15 protein-coding genes are annotated in these 19397 nt (G+C 37.9%); 4 read left to right on the forward strand and 11 right to left on the reverse strand.

Going from position 1 to position 19397, the window contains the following annotated elements; all coding sequences use genetic code 11:
• Positions 1 to 19: 19 nt before the first annotated feature.
• The 4 genes from mltG to LMF32_RS12125 all read right to left on the reverse strand — a co-directional run bounded on the left by mltG (position 20) and on the right by LMF32_RS12125 (position 2448).
• The gene (mltG, locus tag LMF32_RS12110) at positions 20 to 1165 is read right to left on the reverse strand and encodes an endolytic transglycosylase MltG (protein ID WP_230524901.1); all 1146 of its coding nucleotides are present in this window, start codon (positions 1163 to 1165) and stop codon (positions 20 to 22) included.
• Positions 1166 to 1385: 220 nt separating this feature from the next.
• The gene (locus LMF32_RS12115; protein ID WP_230524902.1) at positions 1386 to 1694 is read right to left on the reverse strand and encodes a DUF1292 domain-containing protein; all 309 of its coding nucleotides are present in this window, start codon (positions 1692 to 1694) and stop codon (positions 1386 to 1388) included.
• Positions 1695 to 1759: 65 nt separating this feature from the next.
• A complete protein-coding gene (ruvX, locus tag LMF32_RS12120; protein WP_092481167.1) occupies positions 1760 to 2182 on the reverse strand; it encodes a Holliday junction resolvase RuvX in 423 nt (140 codons plus the stop codon).
• Positions 2182 to 2448, reverse strand: a complete 267-nt coding sequence (locus tag LMF32_RS12125; protein WP_092481168.1) for an IreB family regulatory phosphoprotein — start codon at positions 2446 to 2448, stop codon at positions 2182 to 2184. Before LMF32_RS12125 ends, ruvX begins: the two co-directional genes overlap by 1 nt.
• 474 nt (positions 2449 to 2922) lie before the next feature.
• Here LMF32_RS12125 and LMF32_RS12130 point away from each other — a divergent pair, with 474 nt between their 5' ends.
• Positions 2923 to 3087, forward strand: a complete 165-nt coding sequence (locus LMF32_RS12130; protein WP_230524903.1) for a hypothetical protein — start codon at positions 2923 to 2925, stop codon at positions 3085 to 3087.
• A gap of 173 nt (positions 3088 to 3260) precedes the next feature.
• Here the strand turns inward: LMF32_RS12130 and alaS are convergent, their stop codons facing one another.
• The 4 genes from alaS to zwf form a co-directional block, all read right to left on the reverse strand.
• Positions 3261 to 5915, reverse strand: a complete 2655-nt coding sequence (gene alaS / locus LMF32_RS12135) for an alanine--tRNA ligase (protein WP_230524904.1) — start codon at positions 5913 to 5915, stop codon at positions 3261 to 3263.
• Between the two features lie 520 nt (positions 5916 to 6435).
• Entirely contained in the window at positions 6436 to 7710 is a 1275-nt protein-coding gene (locus LMF32_RS12140; protein ID WP_230523769.1) for a transposase, read from the reverse strand.
• A gap of 288 nt (positions 7711 to 7998) precedes the next feature.
• Entirely contained in the window at positions 7999 to 8634 is a 636-nt protein-coding gene (locus LMF32_RS12145) for a hypothetical protein (protein WP_230524905.1), read from the reverse strand.
• A 57-nt stretch (positions 8635 to 8691) separates the two neighbouring features.
• Positions 8692 to 10146, reverse strand: a complete 1455-nt coding sequence (gene zwf / locus LMF32_RS12150; protein ID WP_230524906.1) for a glucose-6-phosphate dehydrogenase — start codon at positions 10144 to 10146, stop codon at positions 8692 to 8694.
• 182 nt (positions 10147 to 10328) lie between these two features.
• Between zwf and LMF32_RS12155 the strand changes: the two genes are divergently transcribed.
• Positions 10329 to 11285 carry a diacylglycerol kinase family protein gene (locus LMF32_RS12155; RefSeq protein WP_230524907.1) on the forward strand — a complete coding sequence of 319 codons (957 nt, stop codon included), beginning with the start codon at positions 10329 to 10331 and terminating at the stop codon, positions 11283 to 11285.
• A gap of 39 nt (positions 11286 to 11324) precedes the next feature.
• Here the strand turns inward: LMF32_RS12155 and LMF32_RS12160 are convergent, their stop codons facing one another.
• The gene (locus LMF32_RS12160; protein ID WP_230525122.1) at positions 11325 to 13817 is read right to left on the reverse strand and encodes an ATP-dependent RecD-like DNA helicase; all 2493 of its coding nucleotides are present in this window, start codon (positions 13815 to 13817) and stop codon (positions 11325 to 11327) included.
• A 39-nt stretch (positions 13818 to 13856) separates the two neighbouring features.
• Positions 13857 to 14540, reverse strand: a complete 684-nt coding sequence (locus tag LMF32_RS12165; RefSeq protein WP_230524908.1) for a tetratricopeptide repeat protein — start codon at positions 14538 to 14540, stop codon at positions 13857 to 13859.
• A gap of 162 nt (positions 14541 to 14702) precedes the next feature.
• On the opposite strand from LMF32_RS12165, the gene LMF32_RS12170 reads away from it, so the two are divergent.
• On the forward strand, positions 14703 to 16079 hold the full coding sequence (locus LMF32_RS12170; RefSeq protein WP_230524909.1) for a metallophosphoesterase: 1377 nt from the start codon (positions 14703 to 14705) through the stop codon (positions 16077 to 16079).
• 132 nt (positions 16080 to 16211) lie between these two features.
• Here LMF32_RS12170 and LMF32_RS12175 read toward each other — a convergent pair whose 3' ends face one another.
• Positions 16212 to 17654: a 6-phospho-beta-glucosidase gene (locus LMF32_RS12175; RefSeq protein WP_230524910.1), complete on the reverse strand. Its 1443-nt coding sequence runs from the start codon at positions 17652 to 17654 to the stop codon at positions 16212 to 16214.
• A 233-nt stretch (positions 17655 to 17887) separates the two neighbouring features.
• Here LMF32_RS12175 and LMF32_RS12180 point away from each other — a divergent pair, with 233 nt between their 5' ends.
• Positions 17888 to 19294, forward strand: a complete 1407-nt coding sequence (locus LMF32_RS12180) for an ISNCY family transposase (RefSeq protein WP_230523607.1) — start codon at positions 17888 to 17890, stop codon at positions 19292 to 19294.
• Positions 19295 to 19397 lie beyond the last annotated feature (103 nt).

Below are 19397 nucleotides of genomic sequence, written 5' to 3' on the forward strand. Positions count from 1 at the left end.
AAATCTATGTGTTTGTTTCTTATTTGTTGTCTACATACTCACGTTTGTATTCTAGATGCTGTTGATACGTTTCCGAAAAATAGACGATTTGTGTATCAATATCGGCAAGGAAGTATAAATAATCCGTTTCTGCAGGATCAATAGTTGCTGAGATACTTTCTTCGCTGGGACTGTTGAAAGGACCAGGTCCAATTCCAGTATTTTGATACAAGTTATATGGTGAGACAACTTCTAAGTCATCATGAGAGACTCTTTCTTTATGAGTGTCCAATGAATACAAGACAGAAATATCTGTTTGCAGCGGCATTCCTAATTCAATACGGTTATAAAAGACGTCCGCTATTTTTCTTCTGTCTTCATAATCTGAACCTTCTTTTTCTACTAAGGAAGCGATTGTCAAAATTTCATGCACAGATTGAGAACTTTCCTCTATTTGAGCATAATATTTTTGCAGCACTGTATCCATTTTACCAACCATTGCGTCAACGATTTCTTCTAAAGACATCTCTTCGTGAACTTCATATGTAGCTGGAAACAGATAGCCTTCAAGCATAAAACGGACATCTTCCATTTGAGAAACATCGGTTAACAATTGCGGGTATTTCTCCACTAGTTGTTTCTGGAATGCTTCGTCTTCAATCAGCGACATAAACTCATCTGATGTATAGGCCGTTTTTGCCTCTACGATAGCAGCGATTTGTGTCATAGTAGAACCTTCCGGTATCGTGACTCTCTCGAGAGCGTCTACGGGCAGATCAGTCCCGCCAGCTTGCAGCGAGTCGATAACTTCATCCACATCCATTGCTGGAGTGAAAATATAGTACCCTGCTCTAAAGTTGCTTTCGTTATTGAAACGAGTATACAAATTGAAGACAGATGCGCTCTTGATAACGCTGTTTTCTTCTAGTATGCGAGCAATATCTGCTGAGGAAGAACCACTTGGAATCTCCACTTGGATTTCTTCTGTGCTCTTTGGATCAAGAGGTTCAATAGAAGATGTGTAGAAGTTATAAGCCGATACTCCGAAAACAACTATTAAGACTAGTAAAATAGCAATAATGCTCCATACTATCTTGGCCACTACACTCTTTTCTTTTTTATCAGTGTCTAGTTTTCCATTTGGATAACTTTGCTGATTGATCTCTTTCTTGTTCTTTTCACTCAACAAATTCCCTCCTAAACTTTCATTAAGCTTTATAAATCGTGTTTTAACCATTCTATATGACCTTTGCATTTTTAATGCTTGATTCAGTTTCTTAGATGCAAAACAATTAAATATGTACTCTGCTAGCCTAACTTTTACTATTATACATGATATCCCTATTAAAGAGAACAAAAAAAGCTAACAAAATTGTTAGCTTTTAAAGTGAATTCTAATAGATTAATTAAGCTTCTTCTTCATCTTCCATGAAAGTGTTCAAAACTTCTTCAATCATATCCCATTCTTCTTCTGTTTCAATAGAGCTCAATTGCCCTTGTTTGCCGTCTTCTTCTTGAACAAATGAAAATGCAGATAATTCAACATCTTCTCCTTCAGAAGCACCAGCTGGGTAAACTAATACGTATGATTTTTCAAAATCGTCTGAATCGAAAGTGAATAAAATTTCGTATAATTCTTCGTTACCTTGTTCATCAATAATCGTAATGTGTTCATGGTCATGATGTTCATGATCGTGGTTGTGGTCGTGTGCCATAATAACAGGCTCCTCTCTATTTAACAAATTGACTTTACTAGTTTAACCTATGACGGACAAAATTGCTAGGTCTGATGTCCATCTAAATAATTTTGCAAAATCATTACTGCAGCTACTTTATCAATAACTTTTTTTCTCTTTTTACGAGAAGTATTGCCCTCTTCGATCAGCATGCGTTCCGCTTGAACAGTCGTCAAACGTTCATCTTGATATTCAACCGGAAGATTGAACGCTTTTTTTATGAGTTCTCCATAAGCCAAAGAAGCCTCTGCTCTAGGACCAATAGAATTATTCATATTTTTAGGCAAACCAATCACAATCTTCGATACTTCGTATTGTTTGATCAGCTCTCCTACACGTTCTATGCCAAATTCTTCAACGGCTTCATTGATCTTGATGATCTCAACGCCTTGTGCTGTCCAACCAAAAGGATCGCTTACAGCGACCCCTACAGTTTTAGAGCCTACGTCTAATCCCATTATTCTCATCAATTTTCGCTTAAGCTCTTATCCATATAATTCTTTACCAATTCTTCGACAATTTCATCGCGTTCATGTCGTTTGATAAGATTTCTAGCATCGTTGTGACGTGGAATATATGCTGGATCTCCAGATAAAAGATACCCAACAATCTGGTTGATCGGACTGTACCCTTTTTCCTTAAGCGCTTTATATACAATAGACAAGGTTTCTTTGACATCCTTTTCATTGTTCTCCGGAACATTGAAGCGGACTGTTTCATCTTTTGTGCCCATCTTTTACACCTCAATTTCTGTTAACTACACTTCTTATTTTACAAGAAACTTGGTCAAACTACAACGGTATTCAAAAATTGATTGATTAAATTCCGTATAAATTTCGAATCCCATGATTTATTCACTCGTTTTGGAACGTTTGTCGATTCAAATAGTTTGCCAGACTGTAAAATCTATACAATGGAATACACTTTTATATTACCGCAGATAAAGATAAATGCAATACATTAGCCCCCCTAACTTCCTAATAATCATAATTAATGTTCCTATTTTCAATTGCTTGAAAAAGATCTTTACTCCTTCTAATATTCAATTCGTTATTTTTTCTTTCTTAGTATGCTATTTCTATATTTGATGGTTAAAAAAATTGTGCTTGAACATTTTTATTTTCACACGAAAATTGGTATAGATGTTACAATGAAGATAATTCGCTTTGACTTACCTATTTTACAAGTGCTAAAAAGGAGGGACGATGTGTTGAAGTATGAAAACAAAAAAGACTTGGCAAAAAAATACGCGAGCCTTTTATTAAAAATGGTTTTGATTTTATCAGCAATAGGTATTCTTTTATTTTTAGGATTGGGTATTTATGTATTGCTGATGGATATTCAACATAATGGTTTTTATTTTATGAAATAAGAAGAAATACATAGGACATTATTTTTACATAAAGAAACGTGAAGCACTCAAGCTTCCCATAAGGAAAGACACTCCCAAAGCTACTGAACAAATTGTTCATAGTTTTGGGAGTGTCTCTTGTATAGGAGACTTTTTATCTTAGCCTCTCTTATTTGATGCTTAAAACAAACCTGTTAATCGTTGCTTTTTTCTTCTACCCATTCAACAGCTTTAGTCAAAGCATCTTGCAACCCTTCTGGATTCTTTCCACCAGCTTGAGCCATATCAGGACGTCCACCGCCGCCGCCTCCAACAAGAGGTGCGATCGTTTTAATTAAATCTCCGGCTTTCAATCCTTTTTTTACGGTTTCTTCGTCAACAGCCGTCAATAAGTTTACTTTGCCGTCTGTCACTAATCCTAAGACTAATACGTTTGAAGAATTTTTTTGTTTCCATTGATCCGCTAATTGACGCAACTGATTCATGTCTTGTACGTCTACTTTAGCTGCAATAACTGTCAAACCATTCACTTCTGTTGCTGTATTGAAGATATCAGCAGCTTGGTTGTTTGCCAATTTTGCTTGTAAAGATTCATTTTCTTTTTTCCATTCTTTGATCTCAGCTTGTAATTGTTCTACTTTTTTGACAACATCTTTTGGTTGTTGTGCTTTTGTTAGAACTGCAGCTGCTTCTAAATATGTTTGGTTTTCTTTCGTCAAGCGGTATGCAGCTGAACTGGTAACAGCTTCAATACGACGAACTCCAGCACCAATACCTGATTCAGAAACGATTTTAAAGATTCCGATGTCGCTGGTATTCGTTACATGAACTCCCCCACACAATTCGATAGAGTAGTTGCCAACATTTACGACACGCACTTCATTGCCGTATTTCTCGCCAAATAAAGCCATTGCACCCATTTCTTTAGCTGTTTCGATATCTGTTTCAATTGTTTGGACCGGAATAGATGCCCAGATTTTTTCATTGACTGCTTGTTCCATTTGGTCTAACTCTTCTTTCGTGATTTGACCAAAGTGAGTGAAGTCGAAACGCAATTGGTTCGGTGCAACTAATGAACCAGCTTGATTTGCATGCTCTCCTAAAGTATCTTTAAGAGCTTGATGCAGCAAGTGAGTTGCAGTATGGTTGCGTGTAATCATTCGACGTTTTGTCTCGTCAACGACTAAATGATACGTGTTTCCAACAGCCAAGTCTTTTTCCACTTCTACAGTATGAAGTGATTGTCCTGCTGGAGCTTTTTGAACCGTTGTTACTTTACCCACTACTTCATCTGAATCGTTCAAAATGACTCCGGTATCCGCAACTTGTCCACCCATTTCAGCATAGAAAGGCGTTTGATCAAAAATCACACGTACTGTTTCTCCTGCTTTTGCAGTATCCGTTAGAGCCGTTTCACCAGCAATCACCGTTAATTTGCCTGTACTTCTTGTTTTATCGTATCCGATAAATACACTTTCTTCTGTCACTTCAGCAAATAAACCAGTTTGTACACCCATTGATTTTTCGTCGCTACGAGCCGAACGCGCACGTTCTCTTTGCTCTTCCATAGCTTCTTCAAATCCTTTATGGTCTACAGCTAATCCTTCTTCTTCAGCATACTCTTCTGTCAATTCTACTGGGAAACCGTATGTGTCATACAAACGGAAAATATCTTTCCCGGCAATTTCTTTTTGTCCATTTTCTTTTAACGTCGTCACTAAGTCATTCAAGATGCTCAGTCCGTCATTGATCGTTTCATGGAATCGTTCTTCTTCTGTACGGATTACTTTAGCAATGAAATCTTGGCTTTCTAATATTTCTGGATAATGGCTCTCCATGATCGTTCCTACAACCGGTACTAATTTGTAGAAGAACGCTTTATCAATGCCTAATTTTTTACCGTGCATAACAGCTCTGCGCAATAAACGACGTAAAACATAACCGCGTCCTTCATTTGAAGGCAACGCACCATCACCAACCGCAAATGTAACTGTACGGATGTGGTCTGCAATTACTTTAAACGAAATGTCTGTAGTCGGATCTTCACCGTATTTCTTCTCTTGGCTCATTTCTTCAACTGTCTTGATGATCGGCATAAACAAGTCAGTCTCGAAGTTTGTCGGTGCATCTTGGATGATAGATACGACACGCTCTAGTCCCATACCGGTATCAATATTTTTGTTTGGAAGCGGCTCATATGTGTCGTCTGGCTTGTGGTTGAACTCAGAGAACACCAAGTTCCAGATTTCCAACCAACGTTCATTTTCTCCACCTGGATAGTTTTCTGGATCATCTTCAGCTAGATTATTGAATCTTTCTCCACGATCGTAGAAAATTTCAGAATCCGGACCACTTGGACCAGCTCCAATATCCCAAAAGTTGTCTTCTACTTCAACGATATGGTCATCTGCTAAACCTACTTTTTCTTTCCATAATTGTTTTGCTTCTTTATCTTCTGGGTATACTGTTACGTATAGTTTTTCTGGATCCAAACCTAACCATTTTTCATCAGTTAAAAATTCCCAAGCCCAAACGATAGCTTCTTCTTTGAAGTAATCTCCAATCGAAAAGTTCCCTAACATTTCAAACAACGTATGGTGTCTAGCTGTTTTCCCTACGTTTTCGATATCATTGGTACGAATACTTTTTTGAGAGTTCGTGATCCGTGGATTATCCGGTACTACTGATCCATCAAAATACTTTTTCAGTGTTGCTACTCCTGAGTTGATCCACAACAATGTCGGGTCATCAATAGGAACTAAAGATGCACTTGGTTCCACTTTGTGCCCTTTTGATTCAAAAAATGTTAAAAAAAGCGAACGTACTTCACTGCTTGTCAGTTGTTTCATTTTTTCTACTCCTTCAGTAAATAGTTTATACACGATTTTGAGATAAAAAAAAAAGCCCAACCTCCATTGTCAAACAAGGACGACGCATCGCGGTACCACCTTGTTTGCAATGAATGGATCCGACCAATTCATTACCTCTTATAGTCTCGATAACGGGAGAACCGACAATATTTCTACTGTGTTTCAAAAGGGAGCGTCAGATTTTGCCTGCTGGTCTTCTTTCAGCCTGGAAAGACCTTTCTGTAAGTCAAGTTAAAAATCCACATGTCCTTTTGCTAACGTTAAAAGTATAGATAATTTATCGACAAAAGTCAATATATCCTCTTACAGAATAAATTACGTTGTACCATTTTTTGTGAAAATAACTAGCATAGAAATAAGCCATAGGCTTCATTATTTGTAAAATAGCGAAAAGTAGTCAGTTCATTCCATGGTTTGTGTAAAAAAAGCGTCTGTTTTTTAACTCTGCTTTTATTTTTGCGCACGCCAAATAAGCTATCCCTTCTAATTTTTTAAAAAATTAAGCTACCCAAGCAGTTAGATGAGCTAGATGGTTTTTACTGATCTTATCTTTCGCAAAGGCTAACATAATGAGAAAAGTCATTGTCACAAAAAGATTCAGTTTCTTTTTTCCTCGTATCGTATGATTCTCAAATAGGTAATCTCGATCGATTCGTCCATTTACTCGCTCAATAGAGGTTCGCTTTTTGTAGATTCGTTTGAACTTAAAACTATCCCTAGCGACTTTGTTAAATATACGTCTGTCTTCTTCACATTTTATTCTGAAAAGCCGGTTATCCTGATATTGAGGTTTAAATCCATAACGTAAAGAATCTGTTTTCTTATCATATCCCTTATACGCTAGCTTTATCTCATTTCCTTTTCCATCGACATAGGAAACCGCTCCGTTATACGTATAAATCAAATCTGTATCTCGATATTGTTTGGTTAGCGTATCTTTATCCCACTGGTTTTTAATATCAATAATAGGGATTATTTCTTTAGATTCAATGAGACTTAATAATGGAGCTCCATCATATCCTCTGTCAGCTAGAAGATAGTCACACTGTTTCGCTTGTGAGGTAGAAAAATGTTTGATCAGTCTTTTTGCGACCGTCGGTTCGCCTTCAGATGCTTTAGTCACTTCGTAGGCTACAGGCAATTCATAATTTGCATCAACGATTAAATGAAGTCGATAACCAAACCATGTTTTCTTCTTTGTTATCTTCTCGCCATTGGCTGTCGTAGTGGTATATTGTTTTAGTGTGAAATCTGCTTCAGTATCTCTTCTGCCATCATATTCTACTTTTTTATTTGGTTTTGTAGCATAAGAAGGGATAATTTTTCCATCTAAAGCTAAAGTTTGCCCAAATCCATCCAGTGTTTCATATAAATTAGTGACCAATTCAGTAAACATCTCATCTAATAGGTGTTGATGGAGCAGTAACTTTTTTAAAAATCGAGAAAAAGCAGCTTCTGTGGGAGCTAGTTGAACCCTATACTTTCCTTTTTGTGAGCGCGAAAAATGAGGTTGAAATCCGCATAGTTCTCTGAGTTGGCTATTCCGCTTCAACTCTCGAATCAAAGAAGCGACAGAGCGATGTTGAAAGACAAAGCTAGCTACGAAAGCACGCCACATGGTATGAACTGGATAATCATTTCTGCCCTTTCCGCGTTCTTCTTCTAATGCAGTTAACAGGTTTTCATCCGGTAATGCAGTTAATACATCATTCAACTTTTCTAAATCGCCTAATTCATGGTTTTCAAATAATGATAATTGTGTTATTCTATTCATGGAAAAAGTGACCTCCTTATATGAGTCTGATAACCATATTTTACTACTGTTTCAGTAGTTTGAGGCACTTTTTCTCTTATCTTTTTTAGTTAGTCGCAAAATATCAAAAATGATAAATCGCCAATAAGAAAATGCTGATACAGCAGTCTTTCTTATTGACGATTTTTATTTTAACCACATTTACAGCCCTAGAGCCCCATGGGCTCGCCAACAACGTGATTTATTCTTACAAATAAAATAGATCTCAGCAATATCGAAATTTGCTGAGATCTATTCTGATCGATTAACTTATTGAGCGGATGTTTGGAATTTTTCCATGGTTGGTTTCGTGATTTTTTTCGAGAAGAATGAAATCAGTGGACCAGCAAAAAATCCTGTGATAAATGTCGAAATCCCAACAGGTCCTCCAACGAGTAAAGCGATGACTACGATGATAAGATCTTGTGCTATCCGAACAGGCGTATATTTCCATCCCGTTCTGTCAACAACAAGCGGTGCTATGGCATCATAAGGCGAAACCCCTAACTCTGCATCCATATAAACAGCTACACCAAAAGTGAAAACTAATATAGCTGCAATAGTGATGAGGATTCGGATGATAAAACTCATTTCTTCCACCACAAAGAAATTATCAAATAGCGATTTAAAAAAGTCAACTTGGTACCCTACTAATACCATATTGAAAACTGTTCCCCATCCAATCAATGAACGTTTCATAAAAAAGACGATCGTTAAAATAATCAAGTTCACGACTAGTTGGTAATTCCCTAAACTAAACCCTAATAAAGCCGATGCTCCTCTGTTCATTGCCGTAAAGGGATCAAGTCCCATATCCATCGATTCACTCAAAGCAGCACCAAAACTAATAAATGTGATTCCTAAAATGGATGCTAATGCGCACAAAATAAAATTTTTCCAATTCATAGATTTATTGTCCTCCATATCTGTTCTTTTTACTATTGTTGTATGGCTTGTTCTTCATCAGATACGTTTGACCCATTCATGATGATTCTTAGTTAATAGATCTTCTGCTTCAATAGGACCAAATGTATTGGCTCTATAATTTGGAAAATCAGGTCTATCCATTTCTTCCCATGCTGCAGCAATACTATCTGTGATGCGCCACTGTTCTTTTATTTCAGCATACGTTGTAAAGTAAGTGCGATCACCTGCCAAAGCATCGTGAATCATATTCTCATACGGATCCGCTATATATTGTTCCCCAAAAGTCTCTTTATCGGGCCCAATAAAAGTAGTGATAGGTTCATAATCATTATTTGGCATTTTTTGGTTAAGAACTAAAGATATCCCGTAAGCAGGTTTCGCCATAAAAGACATACGAGAGGCTACATCTGAAGTCACTGCATCAGTAGATTTCAACATCACATCGATGGCGATGTAATCCTCTATCAAAGCTTTCCCCGTTCTCACGTAAAATGGAACACCTTGCCAGCGTGGTGCATCAACCGTCAATTCTGCAGCAATATAAGTATCTGTATCACTATCGCTGTCTACATGGTCTTCCCCGCGATAACTATTGTATTTGCCCTCACTGTCTGCTTTATACTGACCACGAACCACTTTTTGTTCCACTTGTTCTTTGGTAAACGTTGGCACGTTTTTCAGCACATTCAATTTTTTCTCATGAATTGCATTCGCGGTCAATTCGCTCGGCAATTCCATAGCTACAATAGACAAAATTTGGAGCAAATGATTTTGGAACATGTCATATAAAGCTCCATTCTCTTCATAAAAACTTCCTCGTGTACCAATAGATAAATTCTCCGGGAGAGAAATTTGGACGTTTTCGATAAACTGATTGTTCCAGATTCCTTCTATTAAAGGATTGAAAAAACGTGAAGCTAAAACGTTTTGGATAAAGTCCATCCCTGGAAAATGATCCATAAAGTAAATATCTTCTTGATCAAATTCTTTTAAAAGCAGCTTGTGGTACTCTTCAGCAGTTTCTAAACTATCTCCAAATGGTTTTTCAACTATGACTCGATGGTTTCCGCTCAGCTCGGTAATGTGTGCTTTTTGGAGGTTGGTTGTCGTTTCGTCGTAGAGTTCAGGAGCAATAGAATAATAATAAACGTATTCTTCAGGAGTCTCGAATTCTTTTGCAGTCAGTTCCATTTTCTCACGTAATTTTTCTAAGTCTTCCAATTTCATATTGTCGGTCGTTTGGTAACGACAATGATTGAAAAATTCTTCCTCAAACTTTTCAAAATTCGTTCCATTCTCAACAGACGTGCGTGCAAATTCTTGAAACTCTTCGTCCGTCATCTCTTTACGAGAGGCACCCACTATAGCAAAATTTTCAGACAGCATTCCTCGTTGATACAGCTGATGTAATGCAGGCAATAACATGCGGCTGCTTAAGTCTCCAGTGGCACCGAACAAGACGATCAACCCACCGATTGGTTTTTTAGACATATCTACTTCACCCTTTCAAATAAATACTTTCATCGAATAAATACACCTTAACCATATCATGAATCAGTCATTTTACGATGTATTCTGCTCTTAAGTGCAATTTCTTTTTACCCTTATTTCCGTTATAATAGGCAGTATCTATAACATTTTATAAAACATTTTTTGATAAACAGAGGGAATTTATGACAACTATTAATGAGTATCACCTCCTTGTCAATCCGAATTCAGGATCAGGCAAAGGAATAAAAATTGCCCATAAAGCAAAAAGACATTTAGAAAAACAAGGTAAAAAAGCACATCTGTACGAAAGCCAATACCAAGGCCACATCGCCAATATCATTTTGACCCTTGCTCCGACATTAACTGAGGCTGAACATCGAGATGAGCTGATCGTGGTTATCGGGGGCGACGGGACTATCAGCGAAGCAGTAAATGCATTAGGCGATCAATATGCTTCCATTCCATTAGCCTTCATCCCATCGGGTTCCGGGAATGACTTTTCTCGAGGAATTTCGTTTTCTCGAAACCCCAAAAAAGCTCTTGAGCAAATTTTAAACGCCTCTAAACCCAAGCAGATCGATGTCATTGTATATACAAACAACCAGACCGGTGAAAAAAAGTACGCTGTGAATAATGTTGGGCTTGGGCTAGATGCTTCCATCATTAAACAAGTGAATCAATCTACTTCAAAAGTAGTTTTAAACAAACTCGGTTTCCATTCTCTAGTCTATCTTTCTGCAGTGCTCTCTCATTTCATCCGCCAAAAACCATTTCCTTTAAAAGTGTCAGCCAACGGAAAAACGGAGTCATTTCAGCGAGCTTTTCTAGTAAATGTAAACAATCACCCTTATTTTGGAAGCGGCATTAAGATTTCTCCGAAAGCTAGTGCTTTCAGCGGCGAATTGGACTTAATCGTTTTAGAACGCGTTTCAGGCATGACTTTTCTTAAATTATTTCTTCTTGTTTTTACCACTGGCAAACATCTGGAAGATGAAGACGTACACTACTACAATAGTAAAGAATTGCGTTTATCTGCGCTTTCTCCTGTTGAAGGACAAAAAGACGGAGAAGAAATTGGATTTGAACCATTTGACATGACCTTAACGACAACCAAAAGACTGTTTTGGTTTGAATCATGACAAAAAGACTTGCCCATTTTTTTATGGGACAAGTCTTTTTTATTGATAAGGTGTTACGCCTTCCATTCCGATCATTGGATCGACTTCTTCATTATTCACTTTTGATATAGTCAATTTATATTCTTTTGGCAATCCATTTTGAGGGGATTCGTTTTCTTGATCCATCGATAGTTGTACAGGTTGGTCTGTAACAGATGAAACAGGTTCTTTTGATTCTGGTACAACGGTGATTTTTGTTGCATTCTCATCCGTTGGGGATTTTATACTCTCTTCTTCACCCATTATCCGCTCTTTCAGCGTTGTTAAACGATCAGCAGAGGACTTCATCACACTTTCGTGAAAGGCTTGCGGTTCACCACATAAAATCAACAATTCGCTGGCTCTGGTGATTGCAGTATACGTTAGATCTCGTCTCAACATTCGGTGATAGTTTTTCACCATCGGCAAGATGACCATTTTAAACTCGCTTCCTTGCGACTTATGGATCGAACAACAGTAAGCCAACGTAATTTTATTCCATTCGCTCCGTTTATACGTTACTTCATTCGCATCAAAGCGAATCACGATCTCATCTACTTTGTCTTCTGTTTCTTTTGCGTAAGTGATTCCGACGATTTCACCCATATCTCCATTGAACACATTCATTTCCGGATAGTTGACCAACTGCAACACTTTATCTCCTATACGATACACTTTGTTGTTGAAACTGACTTCTTTTCGGCGGCCCGTATCATTCGGGTTAAAAATGTCTTGCAGCATTTTATTCAAGGCATCGATTCCTGCAGGACCTCGGTACATCGGCGCTAATACTTGGATGTCTTGAGCAGTAAACCCTTTAGCTTTTGCTTTGGTGACCACTTGACGGATGACTTCTTCAATTTGGAACGTCGAGCAATTGAAAAACGAGCGATCTCTTTGTGGCTTGAGAAAATCAGCTGGCAGTTCACCGTTTTTTATGCTGTGCGCTAAAGTGATGATGGAAGATCCGTCACCTTGTCGATAAATTTCATTAAGTTCCATGCTCGGAACTTTTTGACTGGCCAGTAAATCATGCAGTACTTGTCCAGGTCCAACTGATGGCAGCTGGTCTTTGTCTCCTACGAGTAAAACCTGCATGCCGCTTGGAACAGCCCTCAATAATTGATTCGCCAGCCAAGTATCGACCATCGACATTTCATCAACGATCAGTAATCCACCGGACAACTCTTTTTCAGCTTGTTCTCCAGCTTGGTTTTCACTTCCATTCAATCCCAACAAACGATGGATCGTGCTGCTGGGAAGACCGGTCGATTCATTCATCTTTTTAGCCGCTCTTCCTGTTGGAGCTGCCAGCAAAATCGGAAAAGGTTTCTCTTCTGTATAATCTTCAACATCTAAAGACAAACCGTTCAATTCAGCGTATAAGGTGACAATACCATTCAACACGGTTGTTTTCCCAGTTCCTGGTCCACCTGTCAATATGAAAATAGGCGATTGGACAGCTTTTTTGATCGCTTCTTTTTGAGACTTTCCATACTGAATATCGAATGTTTTTTCGACTATTTTGATTTCTTTGTCAATGTCTTGACTGTATTTTATTTTAGAAGAATTTTCAAGCATATGATGAATCGAAGCCGTGATGCCCCATTCTGCGGCATACAATGATCTGATGTACAACTTTCCGTTATCTTCGATCAACTTGTTTTCATCGATCAAATGAACTATTTCATCCGCGACGCTTTCTGGTTCAATTAAAAAGGAACGGCTAGACTCTAATACTTCAATCGTTTTGGTCAATAATTGTTCTGCATACGTATACGTATCTCCATTCGATAAACACAGCTCATTCAGTGAAAATAAAATCGCTGCTTTGATACGCATGGGAGAATCCGCTTTGATTCCTATTTGTTCCGCTATGGCATCAGCTTTTTTGAACCCGACATGCTCAATATCTTCTAACAACTGATATGGATTTTCCTGAATGATCTCTAACGTTTTCTCTTGGTACGTTTGATAAATGCTGTAAGCCAGCTGACTTCCGAAACCATATTGATTCAATCCGATAATGATTTTTTCCATTCCGTTGCTTTGTTGGATTACTTCTACGATCGTGTCTCGTTTCTTTTGATTCAATTGAGGAATCTGTACCAACACATCAGGATCGGCATTGATACGATCAATAGCCTCTTCTCCCAAGGCGTCTACAATGGCTTCCGCTGTTTTCTCTCCGATTCCCGGAAATTTATCTCCCGACAAATAATGAATCAGCCCTTCAATCGAAGTTGGTTTTTCTTGATGGTAACGAGTAGAAGTAAATTGCATCCCAAATTTCGGATGATCTACTAATTTGCCATAAAAACGGTACACTTCTTCTTCTTGAATCTGACCAAAACTTCCTGTAACAACGATTTCTTGTTCTTTATAGTCGCAATTGGTTTCGGTAATTTGAACTAACAAAACTTTATAAAAGTTCGAGGGGTTTTGATAAAATACAGCTTTAATCCCTCCAACGATATATGGTTCTGCAGATGCATCAAATAATTCTTCTTGAATATCCAAACTAACTCCACCCTTTTCTGCCTTGTGCTTGATTTATGTCATATCTGTTTCATGGACAAATGACTCGATTTCTTTTAGTTGTTTTATATAGTGCAAAAATGTTTCAGGATCCAGTTCTTTAGCTTTTTGCAGGCATTTTTTGACTTCATCCGGATCTTGTCCGAGCGCTCTTTTTGCCAAAGCGAGTTTAAACCATGCTTCAGCATTCGTGTCGTCAATAGAAACCACTTTGTCAAAATACCGTTCAGCATCACTGAATGATTCTGTCTGCAGCAAACTATTGCCGATCAGCAGCAACACTCTCTTATCCTCAGGAAAATACGTTTCAGCTTCTAATAGATAAGCTATCGCCATTTTCGGCTGTTCCAAAACAAAGTAACATTGCCCAATCATAGCGGCGGCTTCTTTCGCCAACACCGTTTCTTTTTGTTGGAAAACTTTCTGGTAGTTCTCTAACGCTTTGGAAAAATTCTGTTGTTGGTAATGCCAATTTCCATAAGCATATAGATAAGCTTCTTCTGCGCCAAACTTTTCTTCAACAGCGTCTAATACGGCTTTTGCATCTGCGAACTTCTCAGCAGCGATCAACACATTGATCAAATTGTAATAACTCTCTTTTTTATCTGGTTCTTCATCAATGGCTTTAAATAACATCGCAACAGCCTCATTAGCTTGTCCTTTGTTCCATAAAGATAGGGCTTCTTGATTCAAATCCATGCTTCCAGCCTCCCTTAAAACACTCCATTCTATTTTACACTAAAAGTAGCTTTTGGACTACCGTTTGAAAGAGAACTTGTTTCTAAACAATATTTCTATAGTGACTCCCCTCTATTTGTATTATACTGAACCCATAAACTACGCATTTAAAAGGAGTTCTTTATGACAAAGAAAATAGGGATAAGAATAGGACTTATCTTCTGTCTTTTATTACTTTTTGCTGCATTCAACAGCACAAAAGAAGCACGACCAACTTTGGTAAAACGTGATCCTTTTGTGCCTACTGAATCTCTTACAAAGGATGATTCTATTTGGGTCATTACTGATTTGCACTATTTGTCTCCCTCTTTATCTGACGAGGGCGAAAGTTTTACCTTTATCAAAGAAACTTCTGCTGGAAAAGAATTAGATTACCCTGCACAACGTATGGAAGCTCTTATCTGGCAAATTGAAAAAGAACGTCCAAAGCTTTTACTCGTCAGCGGAGACTTGACATTGAACGGAGAAAAACAAAGTGCTGTAGAATTAGCCGATTACTTCCAACAAATCGAACAATTCGGCACTCAAGTATACGTAATCCCTGGTAACCATGATATTTCAAATGGTTGGGCGAGAAAGTTCGTTGGAGAAGACCAAGAAAAAACGGATCAGATCCTCCCAGAAGATTTTCAATCTATCTTCAGCGACATGGGATATCAAGATGCTTATACCTTAGATGAACACTCTTTAAGTTACGCTGTCCAGCCGTACACGGATTTAATTTTATTGATGCTGGATACCAATGTCTATTCTCAAACAGAAGGCAAAGGCGCACCTCCTTCAAATGGGCGCTTGGAAAAAGAAACGTTGACTTGGATAGAGTCGGTTTTTGAAGACGCCAAAAAATCTGGCGCCACAGTCCTCCCGGTATTGCATCATAATCTGTTGGAACACAATGACTTTATGACCAAAGGATTTACTCTGGACAATAACGAAGAGGTAAAAGCCTTATTCCTAAAATACGATATACCAGTTGTGTTCACTGGACATACTCATGTGCAAGACATTGCTCACGAGGAAAACACTTTATATGATGTCACTACCGCTGCTTTTTCGGTTATGACACCAAGCATTGGCAAAGTAACTTTCGACAATAACCAAGTTTCTTATGAGAAACAAGCGGTAGATATGGAAGCTTGGGCATCTGAAACGAATCAAACAGATAATAATTTATCGAACTACACAGATTATGCCACCCATCTGTTCGTGGAAGACGGCATCAATATGGGTCTACGTCAAATGATCGAAGAACAACGGCATGACGACAGCTATGCCGAAGAAGTTGGAGCATTTGTAGGAGAAAGCAACCGCCTCTTCTTTAGCGGTGAAGCCTCCCAATTGAGCACAGAAGAACTTGAGCAGTTGAAAGAATCACAAGGCTACCATTTAATCAAAAAACATTCCAAAGGGTTCTTGCTTCGCTATATGGACAACATTTTAAAAAGTGACGGTCATTCGGATTTGAATTTGAGTGTTCCGTTGCTGCGGTCTATTCAGTAAGGATGTTTCCGTTAAAGGTTTCTTACCTTATTTTGGAATAAAACAAATAATATCAATGACATAAAAAGCTAGTAGATCAAAAAAAATCAGCTAGGAACCTCACTCGAGGTCTCTAGCTGATTTTTAGCTGTCTTACAGGTCTTCTCCATTCGATTCAATGACTTTTTTATACCAGTCAAAAGAATCTTTTTTAATGCGCGCCATTGTTCCATTTCCTTCATTATCGCGGTCTACATAAATCATCCCGTAACGTTTTTTCATTTCTCCAGTAGTGAATGACACGATATCGATGATTCCCCAAGGTGTATATCCCATCAATTCAACACCATCATGATTGATAGCAATGCCCATTTGCTTAATATGTTCGCGTAAATAAGAAATACGCGACTCATCATGTATACTGCCATCTTCTTCAATAGTATCTACAGCACCAAATCCATTTTCTACAATAAACAAAGGAATTTGATAACGATCCCAGAATCGATTCAATGTATAACGCAAACCTACAGGATCAATTGTCCAACCCCAATCACTAGCTTCTAGATACGGGTTGTCTACTTGATACGGAATTTTTCCATGAACATTCGCTGCGTCATCATGAGCGTTTTTATCATTATGATCGACCGCGTTAGACATATAATAGCTGAATCCGAGGTAATCCACTTTTCCTTGAGATAATATTTCGTCGTCACCTTCTAGGATAGTAATCTCCAAACCTTCGCGTTCGAATTCTTTCAAGATATAGCTAGGATAATAACCACGAACTTGCACATCTGGGAAGAAATAACGCAAATGCATGGACTCCTCAGCTAACATCACATCTTCTGGATGAGCAGTTAGTGGATAGATCGGTACATGTGATACCATCGCTCCAATTTGAAAATCAGGGTTGATTTCATGTCCTTTTTTCACAGCTAACGCGCTTGCTAATAAAACATGGTGCGCTGCAGTATGCATCACTTCTTTAGCGTTTTCGCCTTCTTCAACTCGAACACCAACATTCGTCCATAAGAAAATAGGATTTGTGTAATCCATCATATTGTTTATTTCATTGAACGTCATCCAGTATTTCACTTTATCTCTGTAACGGTCGAAAACCACTTCGGCAAATTTAACAAAAAAATCGACAACTTTACGGTTTCTAAACCCGCCATAGGTATGTGCTAAGTGTAGCGGCATTTCAAAGTGAGTCAACGTAATTACCGGCTCGATACCATTCTTTAATAATTCATCAAACAAATCATCGTAGAATTGGAGCCCAGCTTCATTCGGTTCAGCTTCGTCGCCTTTCGGAAAAATCCTTGTCCAGTTGATAGATGTACGCAAACTATTTAAACCCATTTCAGCAAATAATGCCACATCTTCTTTGTAACGATTGTAAAAATCGATTGCTTCATGATTAGGATAAAATTTACCCGCTTCAATAGTTTTAGTGATCTCACGTGGTTTACCAGCTGCCCCAGCCGTCATCACATCCGCAACACTCGGACCTTTACCATCTTGATCCCAGCCACCCTCGAACTGATGGGCTGCTAATGCTCCGCCCCATAAGAAATCTTTTGGAAATTTAGACATTTAAATAGCCTCCTATATAATTACGATCATCTGCATTCTCAAAGCTTTTCAATCCAACTTTTGACCCTGAAAAATTAGTTTATTTAATTATACAATTGTTATTGTAAGTTTGCTACAAAGTCTTTAGTCGATTCTTGGGTAATGTCATTAACAAATGATAATGTCTTAATAAATAACAAATGAAAATGTCCCATAACTACGTTACTCTAATCTTATTGGATTGGAGAGATAGAATGGGAGCAGAATTAACTATGTTTGAAAACAAAAAATATGAAGTCATAAAAAAAGTATGTAATGGTCAGTGTTCAAAGGAGCGGGCAGAGATTGAACTAGATTTATCCCGTAGGCAGATTAACCGATTGGTTAATCGCTATAAAACGCAAGGAAAAAAAGGTTTTAAGCATGGGAACAAGGGACGAACTCCCGCTACAACGTTGTCAAAAGAAACCCAACAAAAGATTATTCGACTCTACAGAAAGAAATATGATGGTTTTAATTTGTTCCATTTTACAGAAAAACTGCAGGAGGAAGAACAAGTAACCGTCTCTTATACGACCGTTCGCAATTTATTATATCAAAAACATATTCTTTCTCCTCGTGCTTCTAAAAAAACACAACGAACGAAGCGCAAAGAATTAAAAGAGAAAGAACGGTCTGACCAACTACTAACAAAGAAAGAGAGCCAAGTTTTAAATGAATTAGAATACGTAGATCCTGTGAAAGCTCATCCTAGCCGCTCACGAAAGAAATATAAAGGTGAACAGCTTCAAATGGACGCTTCAAGACACGATTGGTTTCAAAACGGAAAATATGCGCATCTCCACGCTGCTATAGATGACGCCACTGGAATCGTGGTTGGGGCTTACTTTGATAAAGAAGAAACATTAGATGCCTATTACGAAGTAACACATCAGTGTCTGACTACCTACGGTATTCCGTATAATATTTTGACGGATAATCGAACCATCTTTCACTATAAACAAGAAAAGAGCCCTTCAGAAGAGAAGGACACTTTTACACAATATGGATATGCCTGCCATAACTTGGGAATAGAGTTAACCACAACAAGTATTCCTCAAGCAAAAGGAAGAATTGAACGATTATGGAATACCCTCCAAGATCGTCTCCTAAATGAAATGGCCTTAAAAAATATCCAATCCATTGAAGAAGCAAACCAATTTTTGAAACATTATATTCCTACATATAACGCCAAATTTGCTTTACAGCTAAACGATACCAAAAGTGTTTTTGAAAAGCTACCAAAAGATATCCATTTAGATTATATACTGGCTCGCTTTTCACACCGAGTTGTCCAGAAGGGACACGCACTCAAATATCAGAACAAGTTATATCATTTATATAATCAAAATCAGCACGTCTTATTGGCCCCAAAAACGAAGTTAATGATTATTCATACTAAAGAAAATCAACTGTATGCTAGTCATCAGGATTCACTTTTCATGTTAAAAGAAATTCCGCTTCACGAAAAAGTTTCAAAAGAATTCGATAAGCCAATCGAACGTAAAAAGATGCAGGTGCATATCCCTCCAATGAGCCATCCTTGGAAAAAAGCATCTTATGATCGCTATCTTCGGAAGAAAAACCAAAAGGAAGCTCTTAAAACCAATTCTAGAACATGAATACAAGTTTTTAACTAGAAAATAGATTTAGAACGCTAATTTCAGTTGATTCAGAAAATGGCTTCGTGGTTTTCGAAGCCATTTCCTGAATCAACTTTACCAA

This window comes from Desemzia sp. C1 (genome assembly GCF_020882875.1).
Lineage (GTDB): Bacteria > Bacillota > Bacilli > Lactobacillales > Carnobacteriaceae > Desemzia > Desemzia incerta.

Bases quoted from the DNA above. Each gene is read 5' to 3' on its own strand.
- LMF32_RS12115 (WP_230524902.1), bottom strand. From the start codon at position 1,694: ATGGCACACGACCACAACCACGATCATGAACATCATGACCATGAACAC.
- ruvX (WP_092481167.1), bottom strand. From the start codon at position 2,182: ATGAGAATAATGGGATTAGACGTAGGCTCTAAAACTGTAGGGGTCGCT.
- LMF32_RS12125 (WP_092481168.1), bottom strand. From the start codon at position 2,448: ATGGGCACAAAAGATGAAACAGTCCGCTTCAATGTTCCGGAGAACAAT.
- alaS (WP_230524904.1), bottom strand. From the start codon at position 5,915: ATGAAACAACTGACAAGCAGTGAAGTACGTTCGCTTTTTTTAACATTT.
- LMF32_RS12140 (WP_230523769.1), bottom strand. From the start codon at position 7,710: ATGAATAGAATAACACAATTATCATTATTTGAAAACCATGAATTAGGC.
- LMF32_RS12145 (WP_230524905.1), bottom strand. From the start codon at position 8,634: ATGAATTGGAAAAATTTTATTTTGTGCGCATTAGCATCCATTTTAGGA.
- zwf (WP_230524906.1), bottom strand. From the start codon at position 10,146: ATGTCTAAAAAACCAATCGGTGGGTTGATCGTCTTGTTCGGTGCCACT.
- LMF32_RS12155 (WP_230524907.1), top strand. From the start codon at position 10,329: ATGACAACTATTAATGAGTATCACCTCCTTGTCAATCCGAATTCAGGA.
- LMF32_RS12165 (WP_230524908.1), bottom strand. From the start codon at position 14,540: ATGGATTTGAATCAAGAAGCCCTATCTTTATGGAACAAAGGACAAGCT.
- LMF32_RS12170 (WP_230524909.1), top strand. From the start codon at position 14,703: ATGACAAAGAAAATAGGGATAAGAATAGGACTTATCTTCTGTCTTTTA.
- LMF32_RS12175 (WP_230524910.1), bottom strand. From the start codon at position 17,654: ATGTCTAAATTTCCAAAAGATTTCTTATGGGGCGGAGCATTAGCAGCC.
- LMF32_RS12180 (WP_230523607.1), top strand. From the start codon at position 17,888: ATGGGAGCAGAATTAACTATGTTTGAAAACAAAAAATATGAAGTCATA.